Annotated in this window: 15 protein-coding genes; 6 read left to right on the top strand and 9 right to left on the bottom strand. The window is 67.8% G+C overall.

The window, feature by feature from the left end; all coding sequences use genetic code 11:
- Positions 1-7: 7 nt before the first annotated feature.
- Both AC3A35_RS07200 and AC3A35_RS07195 read right to left on the bottom strand, forming a co-directional pair.
- Positions 8-1,879, bottom strand: coding sequence for an amidohydrolase (locus AC3A35_RS07200; protein ID WP_487435305.1), 1,872 nt, complete (start codon positions 1,877-1,879; stop codon positions 8-10).
- Between the two features lie 121 nt (positions 1,880-2,000).
- Complete coding sequence (locus AC3A35_RS07195) at positions 2,001-2,687, bottom strand: hydrolase (protein ID WP_487435304.1); 687 nt, start codon at positions 2,685-2,687, stop codon at positions 2,001-2,003.
- A gap of 470 nt (positions 2,688-3,157) precedes the next feature.
- Here AC3A35_RS07195 and AC3A35_RS07190 point away from each other — a divergent pair, with 470 nt between their 5' ends.
- Together AC3A35_RS07190 and AC3A35_RS07185 are read left to right on the top strand one after the other, a co-directional pair.
- Entirely contained in the window at positions 3,158-3,817 is a 660-nt protein-coding gene (locus tag AC3A35_RS07190) for a response regulator transcription factor (RefSeq protein WP_487435303.1), read from the top strand.
- 19 nt (positions 3,818-3,836) lie between these two features.
- Positions 3,837-9,008, top strand: coding sequence for a trifunctional serine/threonine-protein kinase/ATP-binding protein/sensor histidine kinase (locus tag AC3A35_RS07185; RefSeq protein ID WP_487435302.1), 5,172 nt, complete (start codon positions 3,837-3,839; stop codon positions 9,006-9,008).
- Positions 9,009-9,071: 63 nt separating this feature from the next.
- On the opposite strand, the gene AC3A35_RS07180 is transcribed toward AC3A35_RS07185, so the two are convergent.
- The 3 genes from AC3A35_RS07180 to AC3A35_RS07170 form a co-directional block, all read right to left on the bottom strand.
- On the bottom strand, positions 9,072-10,097 hold the full coding sequence (locus AC3A35_RS07180) for a threonine aldolase family protein (protein WP_487435301.1): 1,026 nt from the start codon (positions 10,095-10,097) through the stop codon (positions 9,072-9,074).
- A gap of 138 nt (positions 10,098-10,235) precedes the next feature.
- Complete coding sequence (gene sstT, locus AC3A35_RS07175; protein WP_487435300.1) at positions 10,236-11,480, bottom strand: serine/threonine transporter SstT; 1,245 nt, start codon at positions 11,478-11,480, stop codon at positions 10,236-10,238.
- A 49-nt stretch (positions 11,481-11,529) separates the two neighbouring features.
- Complete coding sequence (locus tag AC3A35_RS07170) at positions 11,530-12,909, bottom strand: L-serine ammonia-lyase (protein WP_487435299.1); 1,380 nt, start codon at positions 12,907-12,909, stop codon at positions 11,530-11,532.
- 138 nt (positions 12,910-13,047) lie between these two features.
- On the opposite strand from AC3A35_RS07170, the gene AC3A35_RS07165 reads away from it, so the two are divergent.
- Positions 13,048-13,968, top strand: a complete 921-nt coding sequence (locus tag AC3A35_RS07165; protein ID WP_487435298.1) for a LysR substrate-binding domain-containing protein — start codon at positions 13,048-13,050, stop codon at positions 13,966-13,968.
- A gap of 183 nt (positions 13,969-14,151) precedes the next feature.
- Here the strand turns inward: AC3A35_RS07165 and AC3A35_RS07160 are convergent, their stop codons facing one another.
- Together AC3A35_RS07160 and AC3A35_RS07155 are read right to left on the bottom strand one after the other, a co-directional pair.
- Positions 14,152-15,792 (bottom strand): peptidoglycan-binding domain-containing protein, encoded by a 1,641-nt coding sequence (locus tag AC3A35_RS07160; RefSeq protein ID WP_487435297.1) that lies wholly within the window; start codon positions 15,790-15,792, stop codon positions 14,152-14,154.
- Between the two features lie 321 nt (positions 15,793-16,113).
- On the bottom strand, positions 16,114-16,752 hold the full coding sequence (locus tag AC3A35_RS07155; protein ID WP_487435296.1) for a CDGSH iron-sulfur domain-containing protein: 639 nt from the start codon (positions 16,750-16,752) through the stop codon (positions 16,114-16,116).
- Here AC3A35_RS07155 and AC3A35_RS07150 point away from each other — a divergent pair.
- Entirely contained in the window at positions 16,751-16,975 is a 225-nt protein-coding gene (locus AC3A35_RS07150) for a hypothetical protein (RefSeq protein WP_487435295.1), read from the top strand. The two genes, AC3A35_RS07155 and AC3A35_RS07150, sit on opposite strands and share 2 nt — an antisense overlap.
- On the opposite strand, the gene AC3A35_RS07145 is transcribed toward AC3A35_RS07150, so the two are convergent.
- A complete protein-coding gene (locus AC3A35_RS07145) occupies positions 16,972-17,232 on the bottom strand; it encodes a hypothetical protein (RefSeq protein ID WP_487435294.1) in 261 nt (86 codons plus the stop codon). The genes AC3A35_RS07150 and AC3A35_RS07145 overlap by 4 nt on opposite strands.
- Positions 17,233-17,557: 325 nt before the next feature.
- Between AC3A35_RS07145 and AC3A35_RS07140 the strand changes: the two genes are divergently transcribed.
- On the top strand, positions 17,558-18,754 hold the full coding sequence (locus AC3A35_RS07140; RefSeq protein ID WP_487435293.1) for a methyl-accepting chemotaxis protein: 1,197 nt from the start codon (positions 17,558-17,560) through the stop codon (positions 18,752-18,754).
- Here AC3A35_RS07140 and AC3A35_RS07135 read toward each other — a convergent pair.
- Positions 18,738-19,748 (bottom strand): SGNH/GDSL hydrolase family protein, encoded by a 1,011-nt coding sequence (locus AC3A35_RS07135; protein WP_487435292.1) that lies wholly within the window; start codon positions 19,746-19,748, stop codon positions 18,738-18,740. The genes AC3A35_RS07140 and AC3A35_RS07135 overlap by 17 nt on opposite strands.
- Before the next feature lie 186 nt (positions 19,749-19,934).
- Between AC3A35_RS07135 and AC3A35_RS07130 the strand changes: the two genes are divergently transcribed.
- The gene (locus AC3A35_RS07130) at positions 19,935-20,216 is read left to right on the top strand and encodes a peptidylprolyl isomerase (RefSeq protein WP_487435291.1); all 282 of its coding nucleotides are present in this window, start codon (positions 19,935-19,937) and stop codon (positions 20,214-20,216) included.
- The last annotated feature ends 50 nt before the right edge of the window (positions 20,217-20,266 follow it).

The raw sequence follows: 20,266 nt of genomic DNA, 5'->3' as shown, positions 1-20,266 counted from the left end.
CGCTTGCTCAGAACGCCCAGCAGGAGCAGCCGAGCACGCCCCAGAAGCTGCGCGCGTCCGCCGTCGGCACTTGCGAGCCCCACGCCCGCGCGTGTGCATGGCCATGCACGCCACAACTGGTGGCGCAGCCGCAAGCGGCGCTCGGCGGGCGCGCGCGAGCCTCTGCCCGGGGCCGCGGCTGGTAGCCGCCGGTGTACCGTACCGGCGACCAGTCCGGCATCGCTGGCGGCATCTCCGGCGCCAGTGGGCCGAACTCCCGGTCGCCGTATACAACCTCGCCGCCGAGCACGGTCAGTACCGAGGTGATGTCCTGGATCTCGTCGCCGGGCACGGTGAAGTAATCGGCCGACAGCACCGCGAGATCGGCGAGCTGGCCGACTTTGATCCGGCCCTTCTTGTCGACTTCGGACGAGAACCAGGTGTTGGCTTCGGTCCACAGGCGCAACGCGGTGTCGCGGTCGAGCAGACTGGCCTGCGGATAGAGCCCGAGGCCGCCGACGGTCTTGCCGGTGGTGAGCCACGACAGCGACACCCAGGGATTGTACGACGCCACCCGGGTCGCATCGGTCCCGGCGCCGACCTTCACCCCGCGCTCCAGCATCTTCTTCACCGGCGGGGTGGCCTCGGCGGCCTTCGCGCCATAGCGCTCGACAAAGTACTCGCCCTGGTAGGCCATGCGGTGCTGCACCGCGATGCCGCCGCCGAGCGCGGCGATGCGGTCGATATTGCGCTCGGTGATGGTTTCGGCGTGGTCGAAGAACCAGTTCAGGCCGTCGAAGGGGATGTCGCGGGCGACCTTCTCGTAGACGTCGAGCGCACGCGAGATGGTCTGGTCGTAGGTCGCGTGCAGACGCCACGGCCAGCGCTTCTCGGCGAGCAGGCGGACCACCGGCTCGAGGTCTGCCTCCATCGCCGGCGCCACGTCGGGACGCTCGACACGGAAATCCTCGAAGTCGGCTGCGGTATAGACGAGCATCTCGCCGGCGCCGTTGTGGCGCAGGAGATCGTCGCCCTGCCCCGGTCGCAGCTGCGACGTCCACGTCTTGAAGTCGGCGAGCTCCTCCTTCGGCTTCTGGGTGAACAGGTTGTAGGCGAGGCGGACGGTGAGTTGCCCTTCCCGGTGCAACTCCTCGATGATCCGGTAATCGTCCGGGTAGTTCTGGTTGCCGCCGCCGGCATCGATGACGCCGGTCACGCCGAGCCGGTTCACTTCACGCATGAAGTGGCGGGTCGAGTTCTTCTGGTACTCCGGCGGCAGCTTCGGGCCCTTGGCCAGGGTGGCGTAGAGGATGGTCGCGTTGGGCCGGGCCAGCAGCAGCCCGGTCGGGTTGCCGCGCGCATCACGCACGATCTCGCCACCCGGCGGGTTCGGGGTGTCCCGGGTGTAGCCCACCGCGCGCAGCGCGGCGCCGTTGAGCAGTGCACGGTCGTACAGGTGCAGGATGAACACCGGCGTATCCGGCGCCACCGCGTTCAATTCCTCGAGGGTGGGCAGGCGCTTCTCCACGAACTGGTGCTCGGTGAAGCCGCCCACCACGCGCACCCATTGCGGCGCGGGCGTGCGCGCCACCTGGTCGCGGAGCATGCGCATGGCGTCGGCCAGCGAACGCACGCCGTCCCAGCGCAGCTCCATATTGTAGTTCAGGCCACCGCGGATGATATGCATGTGGCTGTCGATCAGCCCGGGGATGGCGCGTCGGCCGTTGAGGTCGACGACCTTCGTCTGCGGCCCGGCCAGCCTCATGACGTCCTGGCGCGTACCGACGGCGAGGAAGCGGCCGTCGTGGATGGCGACGGCATCGGCTTGCGGATTGCTCTGGTCCAGGGTGGCGAACCTGCCGTTGACGAGGACGAGGTCCGGGGTGGGGGTCGGTGACATGGCGAGGCTCACTGTTGGGTTCACCGCGCCGGGCGCGGGTCTCGGTTGTCTGTTGAAGCCGCCGCGCCGGACGCGGTTCTCCGTTGGAGCCGCCGCACCAGGTGCGGCGGGAGGCACCGGTTCAGCGCGCCGGCACGGCGGGAATCGCCTTATGCGGCGTGGTGGTGCGCTGGTCCGCCTTGTGCACCATGGTGTAGGCGTAGTCCACGCCCATGCCGTAGGCGCCGGAGTGTTCCTTGACGAGCTTCATCACGGCGTCGTAGCTGTCGCGGTGCGCCCAGTCGCGCTGCCATTCGAGCAGCACCTGCTGCCAGGTCATCGGCACCACGCCGGCCTGCACCATGCGCTGCATCGCGTAGTCGTGGGCGTCTTTGCTGGTGCCGCCGGAGGCGTCGGCCACCATGTAGATCTCGTAGCCGCCTTCCAGCATCGCGCACAGCGCGAAGGTGGTGTTGCAGACCTCGGTCCACAGGCCGGACACGATCACCTTCCTGCGTCCGTTCGCGGCCAGCGCGTCGCGTACCTTCTGGTCGTCCCACGAGTTCATCGATGTGCGCTCGAGCAGCGGCTGCTCCGGGAACACGTCGAGCAGCTCCGGATAGGTAAAGCCCGAGAACGATTCGGTTTCCACCGTGGTGATGGTGGTCGGGATGTTGAAGATCTTCGCCGCCTTGGCCAGGCCGACGGTGTTGTTCTTCAGCACCTGGCGGTCGATGGACTGCACGCCGAAGGCCATCTGCGGCTGGTGGTCGATGAAGATGAGCTGGCTGTTCTGCGGGGTCAGGACTTCGAGCTTGGGGTTGGACATCATGTGGCTCCTGAGAACAAGCGTCATGCGGTCGTGGCGGCTGTCCGCTGCGTCCGATCGGCTTTGATGGGGTTGAACAGGGCCGCGATCGATGCAGGGGTTCGAGGCGCGACCTGTGTTCAGCGTAGGCCTCGCCTGCGCTCGCGACCATCGTCCTTTGGTGTTACCTGGCCCCTGCTTCGGTGTAGGTGCGAGGACATGACGGCGATGTCATCGCGACATCGGCGCGGCCTGAGGAGGCTCGACCGCGGCTCGGTGCCAGCCCCGGCCTAAACCTGTCGTATGGGTTTTCAGGTTCACGGCATTGTGTTGAAATCCGGGACGCGCCGGCGGCGACATCCGGCGTGCGGCAGCGCCGCCCGCCGCAGACTCCCGGCGTACCCGATCCGAACCGGATTCACGCATGAGCGCGAGAATCCGGGCGACGCCGATGACACCGGCGCACTGAAGCCCCGACTGGAGAACTGAACGTGACATCCAAGGGTCTCGAGCCTGCCGACCCCGGTGCGGGCGATGATGCGATGGTCCTGATCGTCGATGACGATGCGATGCTGCGCAGTGCATTGGGGAGCCTGTTCCGCTCGGTGGGCATGAATGTCGCCCTGTTCGCGTCGGCTGCGGACTTGCTCGAGTTCCGGCTGCCGGATGCGCCGTGCTGCCTGGTGCTCGATGTCCGCCTGCGGGGCCCGAGTGGACTCGACCTGCAATCCCGGCTGGCGCAGATGGGGGTCCGGATCCCGATCATCTTCATGACCGGCTACGGTGACATCGCCATGACCGTGACGGCGATGAAGGCCGGTGCGGAAGACTTCATGGCCAAGCCCTTCCGCGACCAGGATCTGCTCGATGCGGTGGCGGCCGCGCTGGAGAAGGACCGCCAGCGCCGCGAGCGCATGCACAAGACCGAAGAACTCCGCGCCAGCTATCGGACCCTGACCCCGCGCGAGGCCGAGGTCATGAGCCTGGCGGTCGCCGGTCTGCTGAACAAGCAGATTGCCGGCGAGATCGGCATCAGCGAGGTGACGGTGAAGATCCACCGTGGCCAGGCGATGCGCAAGATGAAGGCGCGCACCTTCGCCGAGCTGGTGTTGATGGCGCAGGAGCTTGGCCTGTGCAAGGCGCTCCCGTGAGCTCGGCGACGATGCCATCATGAGCTCGCGCGGCAGCCCGTACCGGCCACCAGCGCTGGCCTTCGACAGCCTGTGGCTGGCCCGCTGCGAACGGGTGGAGCTCCACGCGGCCGACGGCGTGAGCTGCGAGCGCCTGTTCGATCCGGTCACGCGGACGGACTGGCTTGCCAGGAGTGCGTGCCTGGTCGCGACCGCGGGCTGCGAGCAACTGCAGCACGAAGCCAGGCTCGCGCCGCGGCTGCAGGCAGCCTGGGCGGCGGTGCCGATCGCGACGATCTGGACCCCGGACCGGATGGTACTGGTCTATCAGGCCGAGGCGGCGTCGAGGCCGGCGTCGGCCCTGCTCGGCGACGCCATGCCGATCGCCTCGTTCCTCGATCTCGCCATCGGCGCCGCCCATGCGATTGCCGAGGCGCACGCGCGGGGTATCGTTCACGGCGATATCCGACCGCACAATCTCCTGGTCGGCGCGGACCATGATCTGCGTCTCACCGGTTTCGGCTACGCGTTCATCCTCGATCCGCAGAAACCCGCGCTGCCGCAGCCCGGCCCGGCGGCCCTGCCCTATCTGGCGCCCGAACTCGGCCGCCTCGACCCGGCACCCCCCGACACCGGGATCGATCTCTACGCCCTGGGCATTGCGCTCTACGAGATCCTGACCGGCACCTTGCCGTACACGGCGGACTCGCCTGCGGCGTGGCAGCATGCCCACGTCGCGGTCGTGCCGGTGGCGCCGCAATTGCGCCGGGCCGATGTCCCGCCACTGCTCGGCCGACTGGTGCTCAAGCTGATCGCCAAGGATCCCGGGGACCGCTACGGCGCGGCCACCTCGGTGCGCACGGACCTGATGCGCTGTCGTGCGGAATGGGCGGAACATGGCAGGATCGGCCTCTTCGACCTGGACGCCACCGGCCCGGTTGCCGCGCTGAACGTGTCCGGGCAGCTCTTCGGTCGTAGCGCCGAAATGGCGGCGCTGGCGAACGCGCTGCTGCGCGTCACCGAGCGCGGGGCGTCGGAGCTGGTCCTGATCACCGGCGGCGCCGGCACCGGCAAGTCTGCGCTGGCGGCCTGGCTCGGAGGCGAGGCCGAGTTGGAGGGCGCGCGCGTCGCCGCCGGGAAAAGCGACCAGCTGCAGCTCGACATTCCCTATGCGCCGGTGGCGCAGCTGATCCGGTCGATGACGATAGGCCTGCTCGGCGAGGACGAGGCGGCACTGGTGGAGGTACGGCGGCGCTGGCTCAAGGGTCTTGCGGGCCAGGGGAAGGCCGTCGCCAAACTCGTCCCCGAAGTGGAACATGTGCTCGGTCATACCGCGCCCTTGTCCAACGTGCCCGCCGAGCAGGCGCAGGCACGCCTCGAGAATGCGATTCTGCAGACGTTTTCCGCGTTCGCGGCGACGGGCTTGCCGCTGGTGCTGTTCATCGACGACCTGCAGTGGGCGGATGCGTCCTCCATCGCCCTGCTGGAGGCCTTCATCACCCGGCCGCCCGCCAACGTGCTGTTGATCGGTGCCTGTCGCGACAACGAACCGGACGTGACCCAGCGCTTCTCCCGGCTGCTGCATGTCAGCCGGTCGCAGCCGATCTCCCTCACCCACATCCAGGCCGGGCCGCTTGGCGCGGAGGACCTGAGCGCGCTCGTGGCCGCCGCGCTGAACGAGCCGCCATTCCGCGTGGAGACGCTGGCACGCGCGATCCATCACAAGACCGCGGGCAATCCGTTCTTCTCGACCCAGTTGCTGCGCACCCTGGTCGACGATGGCGTGCTCCACTACGATGGTGAGGCCGCGGGCTGGCGCTGGGACGAAACCGACGTCGCGCAACGCGCCTACTCCGACAACGTCATCGACCTGATGATCCGGCGCATCGCGCGCCTCCCCGGTGAAGGTGCGGAGCTCCTGCAGCACCTGGCGTGCGTGGGCATACGCTGCGACGAGCGCCTGCTCGCCTGCGTGGCCGGGATCAGTCCGTTGCAGGTGCGGCAGCGGCTGGGTCCGTTCGTCGAGGCCGGCTTGCTGATCCGGGAGGCGGCGGGCTATGCGTTCCAGCACGACCGCGTACTGGAATCCGCCTATTCCCTGATCGACACGCCGGCGCGGCCGCGTGCGCACGCCCGCATCGCGGGCATCATGATCGAGCACTGGCGCGGGCAGCTGGCGGAGTACGCGTTCGAGATCTGCAACCAGATCGAACGCGCGGCCGATCATGCCTGGTCGCCGGACGAACGCGCCGCCTTCGTGCCTGCGCTGATCGTGGCCGCGAGGCGGGCCAAGGGCACCGCGGCCATGACTCAGGCGACCCGCTACATGGACGCTGCGGTCGGGCTGATGGATCCGTCGTGGTGGTCATCGCATTACCCGCTTGCCTACGACGTCGCCCTGCTGCGCTGCGAATGCCTGCTGGCGCGGGCCGAACTGGTCGATGCCGCACGCGAGATCGAGGCCTTGCTGACGCGGGACATGCCAGCGCTGGACAGGGCGGCGGTGCATCGCCTCAAGGCAATGCTGCAGACCGTCCGCTCCGACTATGAGGGGGCGATCGATGCCGCACTGTCCGGCCTGGCCCTGCTCGACGTTCACCTGCGGCGCGGACCGGACAAGGCGCAGCTGCGCCTGGCCTACGACGCGGTGAAGGCGGCACAGGGCGCACGACCGATCAGCACGCTCGGGGCCTTGCCAAGGACCGACGACCGCCGCATCCAGACCGTCATGGGCCTGCTGTCGACGCTGATCTCGTCGCTGTTCGTCACCGATGGCATCAGCTTCCTGCATGTCGCCAAGATGGTCGAGCTGACCCTGGAGCACGGCGCCACGCCGGAGTCTCCTTACGGGCTGTCATGGTTCGGCGTGTTCATTGCAAGTCTCTACGAGGAATACGAGGACGGTCTGGCCTACGGGCTGGCCGCCATGGATCTGATCGACCGCCATGGTTTCGAGGCCGAGCGCATCGCCACCCTGGTAGCCGTCGACCAGGTCAGCCCGTGGACCCGCCCGCTTGCCGACGCGCTCGACCACGCGCAGCGCGCGGTCACGCTGGGGCTGGCATCGGGCGACATCGGCATGGCGTGCTACGCGCGCAACCACATCGTGTCCGATCTGCTGGCGATGGGCGAGCACCTGCGTCTGGTCGAGGACGAGATCGAGCGCGGCCTGGAACTCACCCGGCGCATTCAATACCGCGACATCGAACTGATCCTCAACGCCCAGAAGCACTTCGTGCAGCGCCTGCGCACCGGGGACGAAGCCGCGTCCGGCGCGGATGCGCCAGGCGTGGCGGCGGAGCGGCTCGCCCGGAGCAATTCCCAGCCCACGCGGTTCTGGATCTGGCTCTACGACGGCATGGCCTGCGTATACCGGCGGGAGTGGCCGCAGGCGCTGCGCAGCCTGGAGCAGGCGCGGGCCCTGAGCTGGTCGGCCCCGGCCCATATCAACGTCGCGGACTGCCACCTGTTTCTCGCGCTCGCGCTGGCGCACGCGGCTTCCACATCGCCCGGCGACGTGCCAGGCACGCCTGCGTTCGCCGAACATCGCGACCGCTTTGCACGGTGGACGGCGCTCAACCCCGCGACCTTCCACAGCAAGCTGTTCCTGATCGACGCCGAGATCGCCCGCCTGCGCGGCGACACCCTGCAGGCGCTGGTGTGTTACGAACAGGCCGCACATGCGGCCGCCGCCGCCGGCTTCGTCCACGAACAGGCGCTGGCGCACGAACTGGCCGGCATGCTGTGCGAGGCGAACGGCCTGCATATGGCGGGCAAGCAGCACCTGCGCAATGCACACGGCAGCTACCGCCGCTGGGGCGCCGAGCACAAGGCGAACTTGCTCGCAACCGGACATCCGGACCTGGATCTGGCGGATGTCGGCGCGCCCTCGGCCGTGGACGCGTCCGGCGGAGCCAGCGCAATCGGCTGGGAGCCGGGAATCCGTGCCGCCCAGGCGATGTCCAGCGAGCTGGTGATGGACCGGCTGATCGAGACCCTGATGACGGACATCGTCATTCATGCCGGTGCGCAGTACGGCCTGCTGCTGCTCATGTGCGACGACAAACCGGTGATCGAAGCCTCGGGACGCGTGGTGGACGGCAAGGTGGCGGTCACGCTCGGCAGCGCGGTGCCCACCGAAGAGGAGCTGCCGCTGGCCGTGCTCAACAGCGTGCTGCGGACGCGCGAAGCGCTGGTGCTGGCAGACGCCGCGGTCGACGCGGCCTCGATCCGCAAGCGGACGGCCGGCAGTGCCCGCCTGCGCTCGGTGCTCTGCCTGCCGCTGCTCAGGGGCGGGACGCTGTTCGGCGTCGTCTACGTCGAGAACAACCTGGCGCCCGGCGTGTTCGACGCGAATCGCATCGCGCAACTCGAGATGCTGGCGCCGCAGGTCGCGATCGCGCTGGAAACCGCGCGCCTGTACGAGCGCTTCATCGACGAGAACGATCGCCGCCTGAGTGCCGAAATGAGCCTGCAGACCGCCCGCGCCGAGCTTGCCCGCAGCTCGCACCTCACGGTCATGGGCACCCTGGCCGCGTCGATCGCGCACGAAGTGAATCAACCGCTGACAGCGATCGTGGCGTCGGCCGATGCAAGCCTGCGCTGGCTGAACCGGGCGACACCCGACATCGCGGAAGCGGTCGACGGGCTGGCCCTCATCAAGCACAACGGTCTGCGCGCCGCCGACATCATCTGCGCACTGCGGGCGCTGGCCAGGCAGGCGCCCGCGGTGCTCGCCCCGCTGCACGCCGACGAGGTGCTGCGCGAAGTGCTCGGCATGGTGGCCATCGAGATCGAGCGGCGGAACGTGAAGGTGCTCACGCAGCTCGAAGCGGGCCCGGCCACGGTGGAGGCCGACCGGGTGCAGCTCCAGCAGGTGGTGCTGAACCTGATCACCAACGCCCTCGATGCGATGGCGGAGACCGCCGACGATGCGCGCGAGCTGATCGTCTCGTCGTCGCGTGCGCATGAGCATCTCGTGGTCAGCATCCAGGACACGGGCTCGGGCATCCCGATGGAGGCCGTCGCCCGGATCTTCGATCCCTTCTTCACGACCAAGGCGAGCGGCATGGGCATGGGGCTGGCCATCTGCCGCTCCATCATCGAGGCCCATGGCGGGTCACTGGACGCCCGCGCGCGCGACACCGGAGGAAGCGAGTTCATGTTCCGGCTACCCCTGTCCGGCGGGCATCACGGCCATCGGCGTGAATGACGGGGCCGATGGCCCGCCGTGACAGGCGTGGTCCGCTCCAGCCGCCTCGGCGGCCGGACGCGTTCACCCCGCCAGGGCGCGGATGTCGGCCAGCAGTGCATCGACGCTTTCCGGCTGCGTGTCCCACCCACACATGAAACGCGCACCGCCGGCGCCGATGAAGGTGTAAAAGCGCCAGCCGCGCGCGCGCAGGCCGTCCAGCACGGTGGCCGGCAGGTTCACGAACACGCCGTTGGCCTCGACCGGGAACAGCAGTTCGGCACCCGGAACGGACGCCAGCCCCGCCGCCAGGCGCTGCGCCATGGCATTCGCGTGACGGGCGTGGTGCAGCCAGGCATCGCCTTCGAGGATGCCCAGCCAGGGCGCGGCGAGAAAGCGCATCTTCGACGCGAGCTGGCCGGCCTGCTTGCAGCGCCAGGCAAAATCCTCGGACAGCCGGCGATCGAAGAACACCACTGCCTCGCCCATCGGCAGGCCCATCTTGGTGCCGCCGAAGCACAGCACGTCGACCCCGGCACGCCAGGTGATGTCGGCCGGCGCCACCCCGAGCGAAGCAACGGCGTTGGCAAAGCGGGCACCGTCCATATGCACGCGCAGCCCCTTCGCATGGGCAAGCTCGGCGATCGCCGCGACCTCGGCCGGACGATAGAGCGTGCCGCATTCGGTGGCCTGGGTCAGCGTCACCACGCGCGGCTTGGGGTAATGGATGTCGCTGCGCCGCGCGATCACCTCGAGCACGGCATCGGGCGTGAGCTTGCCGTCCTCGCCGCGCGCGGAGAGCAGCTTGGAGCCGTTGGAAAAGAACTCCGGCCCACCGCACTCGTCGGTCGCCACGTGCGCCAGTTCGTGGCAGATCACGCTGTGGTAGCTCTGGCACAGCGCGGCCAGCGCCAGCGAGTTGGCCGCGGTGCCGTTGAACACGAAATAGACGTCGCAGTCGGTGGCGAACAGCTCCCGCAGACGCTCGGACACTCGGCGCGTCCACTCGTCGTCGCCGTAGGCCGGCGCATGGCCTTCGTTGGCCGCCAGAAACGCCTGCAGTGCCTCCGGACAAATGCCGGCGTAGTTGTCGCTGGCGAAATGCTGCATGTCGATCTCCTTGTGTTTCCCGGTGTTTTCCCATGCCGCGAGCCGGGCATGACCCGGCTCGCGTTCACATCATGGCGCAAGGACAGCGGCGGCGCGATCCGCGATCGGCACCGCCCTGCATCGTCCGCGGTCGGGCGTTCAGGCCCTTGCCGCTGCCGGCTCGAATACGGCGTCCGCCTGCGGGCAGGCCGCCGCGGTGAACAATACGTCGGTGGAGGAGTTGAGCGCCGTTTCGGCAGAATCCTGCACCACGCTGATGATGAATCCGATCGCCACCACCTGCATCGCCACGTCGGTGGAGATGCCGAACAGATTGCACGCCATCGGGATCAGCAGCAGCGATCCGCCGGCCACGCCCGACACGCCGCAGGCGGCGAGCGAGGCCACCACGCACAGCAGCAGCGCGGTCGGGATGTCGACGCTGATGCCCAGGGTATTGGCCGCGGCCAGGGTCATCACCGTGATCGTGATCGCCGCACCCGCCATGTTGATGGTGGCGCCGAGCGGAATCGAGATCGAGTAGGTGTCCTCGTGCAGGTTCAGGCGCTTGCACAGCTCCATGTTGATCGGGATGTTGGCGGCCGAGCTGCGGGTGAAGAAGGCGGTGACGGCGCTCTCGCGCAGGCAGGTGAACACCAGCGGGTAGGGATTGCGGCGCGTCTTCCAGAACACGATCAGCGGGTTCATCACCAGCGCGACGAACACCATGCTGCCCACGATCAGCAGCAACACCCGGCCGTAGTCGAGCAGCGCATCCACCCCCGAGTCGGCCAGGGTGGCGGCCACCAGGCCGAAGATGCCGAGCGGCGCAAAGCGGATCACGACGCGCACGATCTGCGACACCGCATCCGACACGTCGGTCAGCATGGCGCGGGTGCTCTGGCTTGCGTGGCGCAGCGCGATGCCGAGCGCCACCCCCCAGGCGAGGATGCCGATGAAGTTGGCCTCCATCAGCGCCTTGACCGGATTCGAGACTGCGGACAGCAGCAGATTCTTGAGCACGCCGATGATGCCGCCAGGCGGCGCACCTGCGACCTGCGGCGCATCGAGCACCAGCGTGGTCGGGAAGGCGAAACTCGCGAGCACGGCAACCACTGCCGCGCTCAGGGTACCGAGCAGGTAAAGCATCAGCACCGGGCGGATGTGCGTGGGCTGGCCGCGCTTGTGGCTGGCGATCGAGGCCGCCACGAGCACGAAGACCAGCACCGGCGCCACCGACTTCAGCGCGGAAATGAAAACATCGCCGAGCAGCGCGACGGAACGCGCGGCCTCGGGCGCGAGCATCGCGAACACGATGCCGCAGACCATGCCGATGGCGATCTGTGCGATGAGGCTGGTGCGGCACACGAGCCGGAATATGGGGTTCATTGTTGCTGTGGTCATGCCTTGTCTCCTGATTATTTCTATATATGGCGCTGCAGCGGGCCGGCTGTCAGCATTCGGTGAAGCTCACGGCCAGCCCGCCGCGTGAGGTTTCCTTGTACTTGTCGAGCATGTCGCGTCCGGTGTCACGCATCGTCCGGATCGCCTGATCGAGCGAAATGGCATGGGCGCCATCGCCGCGCAGCGCCAGTTGAGCGGCGTTGATCGCCTTGATCGAGGCCATCGCATTGCGCTCGATGCAGGGCACCTGAACCAGACCGCCGACCGGATCGCAGGTCAGGCCGAGGTTGTGTTCGAGGCCGATCTCGGCGGCGTTCTCGACCTGCTCGGGGGTCCCGCCCATGACCTGGGTCAGGCCGGCCGCCGCCATCGCGCACGCCGAGCCGACCTCGCCCTGGCAGCCCACTTCGGCGCCGGAGATCGACGCGTTCTTCTTGCACAGAGTGCCGATCGCGGCCGCGGTCAGCAGGAAGTCGGTGACGTCGCGCTCGTTGCTGCCGGGCTGGAATTCCATGAAGTAGTGCAGCACCGCGGGGATGATGCCGGCCGCACCGTTGGTCGGTGCGGTGACCACGCGACCGCCGCCGGCGTTTTCTTCATTGACCGCGAGCGCATACAGGTTGACCCAGTCGAGCGCGGCCATGGTGTCGCTGATCAGGTTGCGTCCGGCCTCGCGCTCGCGCAGCTTGCGGTGCAGCGCGGGGGCCCGGCGGCGCACCTCGAGACCGCCGGGCAGCACGCCCTCCTGGCCGATGCCGCGGGCCACGCAGGCCCGCATGGCCTGCCAGATGCGGTGCAGCGCCGCCCGTGTTTCGGCCTCGCTGCGCCAGGCTCGTTCGTTGTGCAGCATCACGTCGCTGATGCGCAGCGAATGCGTACGGCAGATCGCGAGCAGCTCCGCAGCGCTGTCGAACTCGTGGCGGAGCGGCAGCTCGGCCACGCCGCCCGCGCCGGCGCCGGCCTGCGCCTCGTCGATCACGAAGCCGCCGCCGATCGAGTAATAGGTGTTCTCGTCGACGACACCATCGACGCCATGCGCGGTGAGGCGCAATGCGTTGGGGTGGTGGGGCAGGCTCACCGGCAACAGTCGCATGTCCTGCGCCCAATGAAAGGGCACCGCCACCTTGCCGGCCAGCAGCAGGCGCTCGCTGCGCTGCACTTCGGCGACGGCGGGGGCGATGAAGTCGGGATCGATCTCGTCCGGACGCTCACCCATCAGGCCGACCACCACCGCGCGATCGGTGCCGTGCCCGATCCCGGTGGCCGACAGCGAGCCGTACAGCCGGACCTCGACGCGGCGCACCGCGGCGAGCAGCGCACGCGCATCCAGATCGGCCACGAAGTCGTGCGCCGCCCGCATCGGGCCGACGGTGTGGGAGCTGGACGGACCGACGCCGATCTTGAACAGGTCGAGTACGCTGATGGACATGGAGACTTCCTCTGGGTGCGGCAGGATTGAAAATCGCTAATGCGAAAGACGGTTTGTTTGCGTGGTGCGGCATTCTGTCGGCGACACCGGCACAATTCAATCGATGCTTTTTCGTCCCGCGTTTACTAAAACTAAACCATGAACAGTACAGCCCCTTCCCAGGTCCACGCCCGGCTGAGAGTATTCCTGGCCACGGCCCGTCATCTGTCCTTCACCCGGGCGGGCGAAGAACTGCACATCACCACCGGTGCGGTCAGCCAGCAGATCAAGCTGCTCGAAGCGTGGCTGGGGTTCAGGCTGTTCCGCCGCCTTCCCCGCCGCATCGAACTCACCGACGAAGGGCGCCGCCTGCTGGCGGCGGTCGATCCCGCCTTCGCCGAGGTCGACCTGGCGATCGGGCGCCTGCGCGGTGGCGCCCTGAGCGGCGTGGTCCGCCTGCGCGCCCTGCCCTCCTTCCTCGCCACCTGGCTGGTGCCCCGGCTGCCCAAGCTGATGCAGCGCTATCCGGCGATCGAACTCCAGGTCGAAGCCGAAGACAGCAACCGCTCGCTGCGCGACGGCGATTTCGATCTGGCGATCGATCTCAACGACGGCACCTACCCCGGCATGCAGAGCACGGTGCTGCTGGAGGAGGAGATCTTTCCGGTGTGTTCGCCGGCGCTGATGCGCGACCGCCCGCCGCTGAGTTCGCCGGAGCAGCTCGAGCACTATCCCCTGCTGCACGACATGACGGCGTGGCGCGGCAGCCCGCCCTATGCCGAATGGGAGCGCTATCTGAAGGCGATCGGGGCGGCGCACGTGAATGTGCGCCGCGGCTACATGTTCAACCGCAACCACATCACCATTCAGTGCGCGATTGCCGGCATGGGCGTCACCATCGCTCGCCGTACGCTGACCACCAACGAGCTGGCCAGCGGCCTGCTGGTGGCGCCGTTCGCCCACACGGTGCGCACCGGCAAGCGCTACTGCCTGGTCTATTCCGCCGGTGCGCTCGACGACCGCCGGGTGGCAACGGTGCATGACTGGATCGTCGGCGAAGCGCACGGGACCAACCCCTGACCGGCATCCGCGACGTCGCCGACGCGGCCAAGGGGCAGGGAATCGCCAGCCACGATATCGCGCAGATGGTCGAAGAAACCACCCCGGCCATCCATTCGACCGCGACCACGGCCGTGGACATTGCGGGCGAACTGACCAAGGTGGTCGGCCGCTTGCGCTGCCGAGCCTGGCTGGGCTTGCGCCTTAGCCGCGGTCTTCGATGATGACCTCGTGCAGCGTCCATTCGCCACCCGCATTGATCAGCGAAAAGCCGGCGGCATCCGAGTCGAGCTTGTGGTCGACGACGTCGATCAGCACCCGGCCATTGCGGCTCACCGTCATCCGGCCATCGGGGTGACGCTGCCACACCAGTTTTTGCTGGCCACCGCGGTCGATTCTGAAGCGGCCACTGCCGATGGCCGTCGTCCCGTTCTGGTCGGTGAACACGAGTTGCAGCACGCCGGGTTGATCGGCGCGATAGATCAGCCGGTAGCCGTGGTTCAGCCGATCGCCCTGATAGGGGCCCAGATCGAGGTGGCTGTTTTCCGCCGCGGTACCCGACAAGGCCACGGTGATGCGGAACTGCGGGGTGATCCGGGTCGGCAGATGCGCCGCCGCGGCGCGCTCCTCGCCACCGCCGACATTGACCCCGAGCTGCTCCTTGAGCAGGTCGCTGAGCATCCTGCGGCCGACGTCCTCCGAGCGTTGTGAGGGCACGCTGATCACCGACCTCAGGCCCTGGTTGCGCACCTCGAAGTTGCCCGAGACCACGCGCCACGCCGGATTGCGGGTGTAATCGCCGTCCTTGAAGTTGTCGTGGACCCGCATCTGGTAACCATCCTTCGCTGCCTCCGGCTGCTCGGCGACCGCGGTGCCGATGCCGAGCAACTCCATGGTGCGGGCGTCGAGTTCGCCGGTGGGATCGATCTTGTTGCGCGCCTGGAAGTTGCGGATGGCAATCCGGCTGCGCGGCCCGAGTACCCCGTCGGGCGGCCCGGCATCGAAGCCGCGCTCGTTCAGGGTGCGCTGTGCCGCCGCGCGCTGGGCGCGGGTATATTCCGCAGCGGGCGCCAGCTCGGCGCTGGCAGCGCGCAGTTCGGCGAGCAGCGCCGCGCTGGGCTCGCCGGTCACCACAACGCCCTGGCCCTGCTGATATTCGCTGATCGCCTGGCGGGTCTGGGCATCCATCTGGCCGCTGACGGTCGGAATCGGGTAGCCGCGCACGCGCAATTCGGTCTGGATCCGGGCCACCGTGTCGGCGTCGGCCGCAGACGCCGCCGGGGCAGCGGACCCGGCTTCGGCGCGCTGGCGCATGTGGCGAAGCAGTTCGGCGCTCGGCTCCCCGGACATCAGCAGCCCATGGTCGGACTCGTAGCTGCGGATCGCGGCACGGGTCTCGTCGGTAAGCTGACCCGACGGACGTTCGATGCGGTAACCGAGGCTGCGCAAGGTATTCTGAATGTTGGCGATCTGCTGCGACCGCGGTTCGGCCACCGGCGCCGGCGCTGCCGGCGTCCCGCCGCGTGCCGTGCCGCGCAAATGGGACAGCAGGCTGGCGGTCGCCTGCCCATCCACGCGCAGGTTGCTGTCGCGCTGGTAGGCCTGGATTGCGCTGCGCGTGCGCGCCCCCATCAGGCCATCGGCGGTGCCGGCGTTATAGCCGAGCTGGTTGAGTTCGCGCTGAACCTCCATCACGGTGGAGGACGCCTGGGCGTACTGCACGCCGGACAGCGCGAGGACCGGCGCGACTTCCGATTGCGCCAGCGCCGGGCCGGAGAGACCGGCGAGGGCGGCGAAACCGAACAGTAGCGCGGCATGAAGCGAGCCATTGCGATGATCGAGCATGATGGGGCCATCCTTCAGGGAGGATTAGTCGGGTGCGCCCGCTCGATCTCCCCGCCCGTGACCACTCCGACGTTGCCGATCTCGCCAGCGCACGTGTGCTGTCGCCTGGCACACCACGCCGGCCGGTTGTTTCCCGGCGCCGCAACGAAGCCAGCGCCCTGTACGCCATGGGGCGGGGTGTGCTGCGAATGAGCATACGGGGGCGCAGGCGACAAATCTGTTCGATCGCGCACATAGGCCCATCGCCATAGGAGGCTGTCGGGCGCGGCAGATCAGCCTCAAGTCCGGCAGGGCAGCCTCCCGGCCCGCGCGCTCATCGACTCACTGGGCGCTGCGAAAGCCCGCGCTGCGATGGCTGCCATCGCAATAGGGCTTGTTCTTCGAATGCCCGCAGCGGCACAGCCAGCACTCGGTGACGCGGTTCACCGTCTTGCCGGTGCCGGTGATCACCTCCAGATTTCCGCTCACGTGCAGCGGGCCGTCCTTCACGGGCTCGATCAACAACGGGCCATTGCGTTGCGCCAGCGGTGCAGACTCGACCGCCGCCGGCTCGCCGGTGGCGACAAAGCCCGCATTGGTGTGGCTGTTGTCGCAATAGGGTTTGCGCTTCGAGGCGCCGCAGCGGCAAAGCGTGAGCCGATAGCCCTGGTCGCTGCCGTCGATCGCGATCGGAGCACGAAAGGCCAGCGGCCCGTTCTCGCGCACGCGGACCGTGTTGACCACCGGCGCCGATTCCATCGCGGTGCCGTCGGCCTGTGCACACTGGATCGCGCCCGAGGGGCAGTTGTGCGCCAGCTCGAGCACTTCTGCAGGCGTCGCACGGTCGGGGTGGATCCAGTCGCCCTTCGCGTTGGGCACGAATACGTCGGGTCGGTCGAGTACGCAGTGGCGTGAGTGGATGCAGCGTTGACTGTCGAAATGGATGACGACGGCGGTCCCTTGAACGGATTCCACACTCATGGCGTACTCCCAGCGGATTCGATTGGATCAGAAGAGTTTGCCGGGCGATGACGAGACCCACACCGGTGCCGTCACCGACCGGAAACAGCACGCGGATGCAATGGCCCGAACCCGGAGCGCACCGCGTACGCTGCCGTTTTCCGTCGATTTGTTGCAACAGCTTGCGCCGACGCCCTCACCGAAGCAAGCCGACTGCCGGCGCCAGTCCAACCGCAAGCGCTAGCGCCTGAACTCGCGGAACCCGGCGTCGCGCGCGAGATCGGCCTTCACCTGGTCGCGGGTGCGCTCGTAGGCGATCTCGCGCCCCATCGCACTGCCGACGTACATGGCCCCGTTGCGCGTCGGCGACAGGGCGCAGCGCACGCTGTGGACGCCTTCTCCGAGCACGACCTCGATCCGCTCCAGACCCTTGTTGAGCACGACGACCTGGAGTTCCTGGCCGCTGCTGATGACTCTTACCTTGATTTTCTCGTCGTTCATCGTTTGCCTGTCCGGTCCGTTGAGCGTTGCCGGTATGGCACCGCCGGGAAAATTGACCGGGCTGAGGGGCTGCCCCCGGTCCCGTCCATTATGTCTGCTTGCGGCCGCGCCTGCCGTTCCCGATCCGTCGCCGCCAGATCGGCGTATCGTGAAGGCCGGCAGCGCGCACCGTTCGACGGGTCTGGCCCCTTTCCTGCTTGTGACAGGCGTGGTGATCCATGAGTGGGGGCATGCCGGGACCCGTTGGCCGCCATCAGTCGGGACGATCCGATCACCGCCCGATGCCAAAGAAGCTGCGGCGACAACAAGACTGGAGACAGAGCCCATGATCAACCTTTTGTTTCAGAAACTGAACCTGAAATGGCAGATGCTGTTCGTTGCCAGCTGCGGGGTGGTATCGCTCGCCGTCGTGGTGGCAACGGTCGCGCTTTCCGCGGAAGGCGGCAATGGCAACTGGAGGCTTGCGGCGGGGGTCGCGACCGTGCTTGCGCTGACGCTGCTGGTCATTGCACACCTGCTTGGTACATTCTGCGCAAGGCGTGCGGAGCAGATTGTGCATGGTCTGGGCGCACTCGCCAAAGGCGACACCACCCACCGCGTGGCCATTCCCGGAAAGGACGAGTTCGCGTGGATGAGCTACGAGTACAGCAACGTCCGCAAGTCCTTTGCCGCGATGATCACCGAGATCGGCGGCAACGCCGAACAACTCGCGTCCGCGGCCGAGGAGCTGTCCGCGATCACCGGCCAGGCCCGCCAGGGCATGGAGACCCAGAGCCTGGAGACCGGCCACGTTGCGTCGGCAATGGGAGAAATGGCGAGCACCGTCCATGACGTGGCCGCGAATGCCTCGAATGCCGCGGTGGAAACGGACCAGGCCAACAAGGAAGCCATTGCGGGCCGCGCGGTGGCCTGTGCGACGGTCCAGGGCATCGAGGATCTCGCTCGCGATGTGGAGCAGACCGCCGAGGCCATCGCACGGCTGAAGGAAGACAGCGTGGCCATCGGCAAGGTGATGGACGTGATCAAGAACATCGCCGACCAGACCAACCTGCTGGCGCTCAACGCCGCGATCGAAGCAGCCCGGGCCGGCGAACACGGCCGCGGGTTCGCGGTCGTGGCCGACGAGGTCCGCACGCTCGCCGGACGGACCCAGCAATCGACCCAGGAGATCCAGGATGTCGTCCAGCGCCTGCAGGCCGGCGCCACCGCCGCCGTGGCCGCGATGGACAAGGGCCGCCAGTCCGCCCGCATCGGTGTCGAACAGGCCTCCCATGCCGGCCAATCGCTCGACCGGATCGCCACCGTGGTCGAACGCATCGCCCATCTGAACGCGCAGATCGCCAGGGCCGCGGAAAGCCAGAGCACGCGCACCGACGAGGTCAACCACAATGTATCCACGATCAGCGCGATCGCCGAGGAGACCCTGGAAGGCGCCCGTCAGACCGCCGGCGCGAGCGAAGACCTCGCCCAGCTCGCCGCCCAGCTGAAGACGCTGATCGGGCGCTTCAAGGTCGCGGGTTAACGCCGGCGCGGACAAGCGGCGCGCGCCACGGCCGGCCGCGCGCGATCAGGGCCGCGAGCAGCCCCGCCGCCAGCAGCGCAGGCAGCGAGGGCTCGGGCACGGTGGCGAGGAAGCGCTCGGCCAGCAGCAGATGGCCTGCGGTCGTCGGATGCACGCCGTCGAAGAACAAAAAACCCTCGCAACCGGTCGGCAACAGCGCGCACGGCGTGGTGACATCGACGAAGCCAAAACGCGCGGGGTCCGAGATCACCTCATCGAGGAAGGCTGCGGTGTCGAAACTGATCAGATTGAGGTCGGACGGCAGGCCGGAAATCAATCCGGCGCGAACAAGGTCGAGGGCGTCGAACAGGGCGTCGTTGAAGCCCCTGGAAAGAAGATCCAGCGCCGCACGGTCGGCGTCCGCTTGCGACAGCCCGAAGGGCGTCTGCGCCAGATTGGGCATGTTGGGAATCAGGAAATCGGTCGCGCCCACGCTGGCGAGCAGGCCGATCGAGGTAATCAGATTCGACACCGCCGCCTCCGCCGCGGCGAGCAGGTCCGTGCCCTGCGTCAGGGCGAGGAAGAAATCGTTGGGTGCGGCCCACAGCATGAACAGCGAGCTTGCCGGATCGAAGCTTGGCGCACTGCCAACGTAGCCTGCCACCTGAGCGAGCGTTCCGGTCTGTGCCAGGGTTTGCGGGAGCGCGAACGGCGACGAAACCTCGTAGTTGTAGTTCTGCAAGCCGGTGGTGGCGCCACCGACCGCGAAGTTGGTGCCACCGGCGGTCGACGCCAGCAGTTCGACGCCGAGCCTGTCGGCAAGGTATTGGGCAGCGGTCGGACCATTGGAGAATTGCTGCGCATAGGGCGGTGACGGCGGCCAGATTCCGCCGCTGAGGGTGTAGGCGTTGCCGCTGTCGGACAGACTGTCGCCGAACACCGACAGCGAGCTGTAGGCGGCATTCACGAGCGGCGCGACCAGCACGCCGATGCACAGAACCAGGATGCGAAGCATGTCCTTGTCTCCCTGAGTGCCTGACCGGGCCATGTCATCGCCGACCAAATGGCGGCGCGGATCATGGCTCCCGCCGGTAATGCATGATGACGCGCTGCCAGTCTAGAACCCACGGGGTCAGATTGCCACCTCATCGAGGGCGCGATTGCGGTAGGCTTCGGACTTTCTCAAAAAGGAGCAATCCTCATGGCCAAAGCCACTGCCCGTCACATCCTGGTTGACACCGAAGCCAAGTGCAACGAACTGAAAGCCGCCATCGAGGCTGGCGCCGACTTTGGCGAAGTCGCCAAGGCCAACTCGACCTGCCCGTCCGGCCGTGACGGTGGCAACCTCGGCTCGTTCGGCCCCGGCCAGATGGTCAAGGAGTTCGACACCGTGGTGTTCAGCGCCCCGATCAACGTCGTGCAAGGCCCGGTTAAGACCCAGTTCGGCTATCACCTGCTCGAAGTCACCAGCCGTCGCGACTGAGTCTGGCGTTCCCCGCGCACCCCGTGGGGACTCCACACCGCGGCCCGGGC

The organism is Azoarcus sp. Soil_N_20 (genome assembly GCF_057656155.1).
The sequence above is the reverse complement of the archived record's forward strand: the minus strand, read 5'-3'. Positions and strand labels throughout refer to the sequence as shown.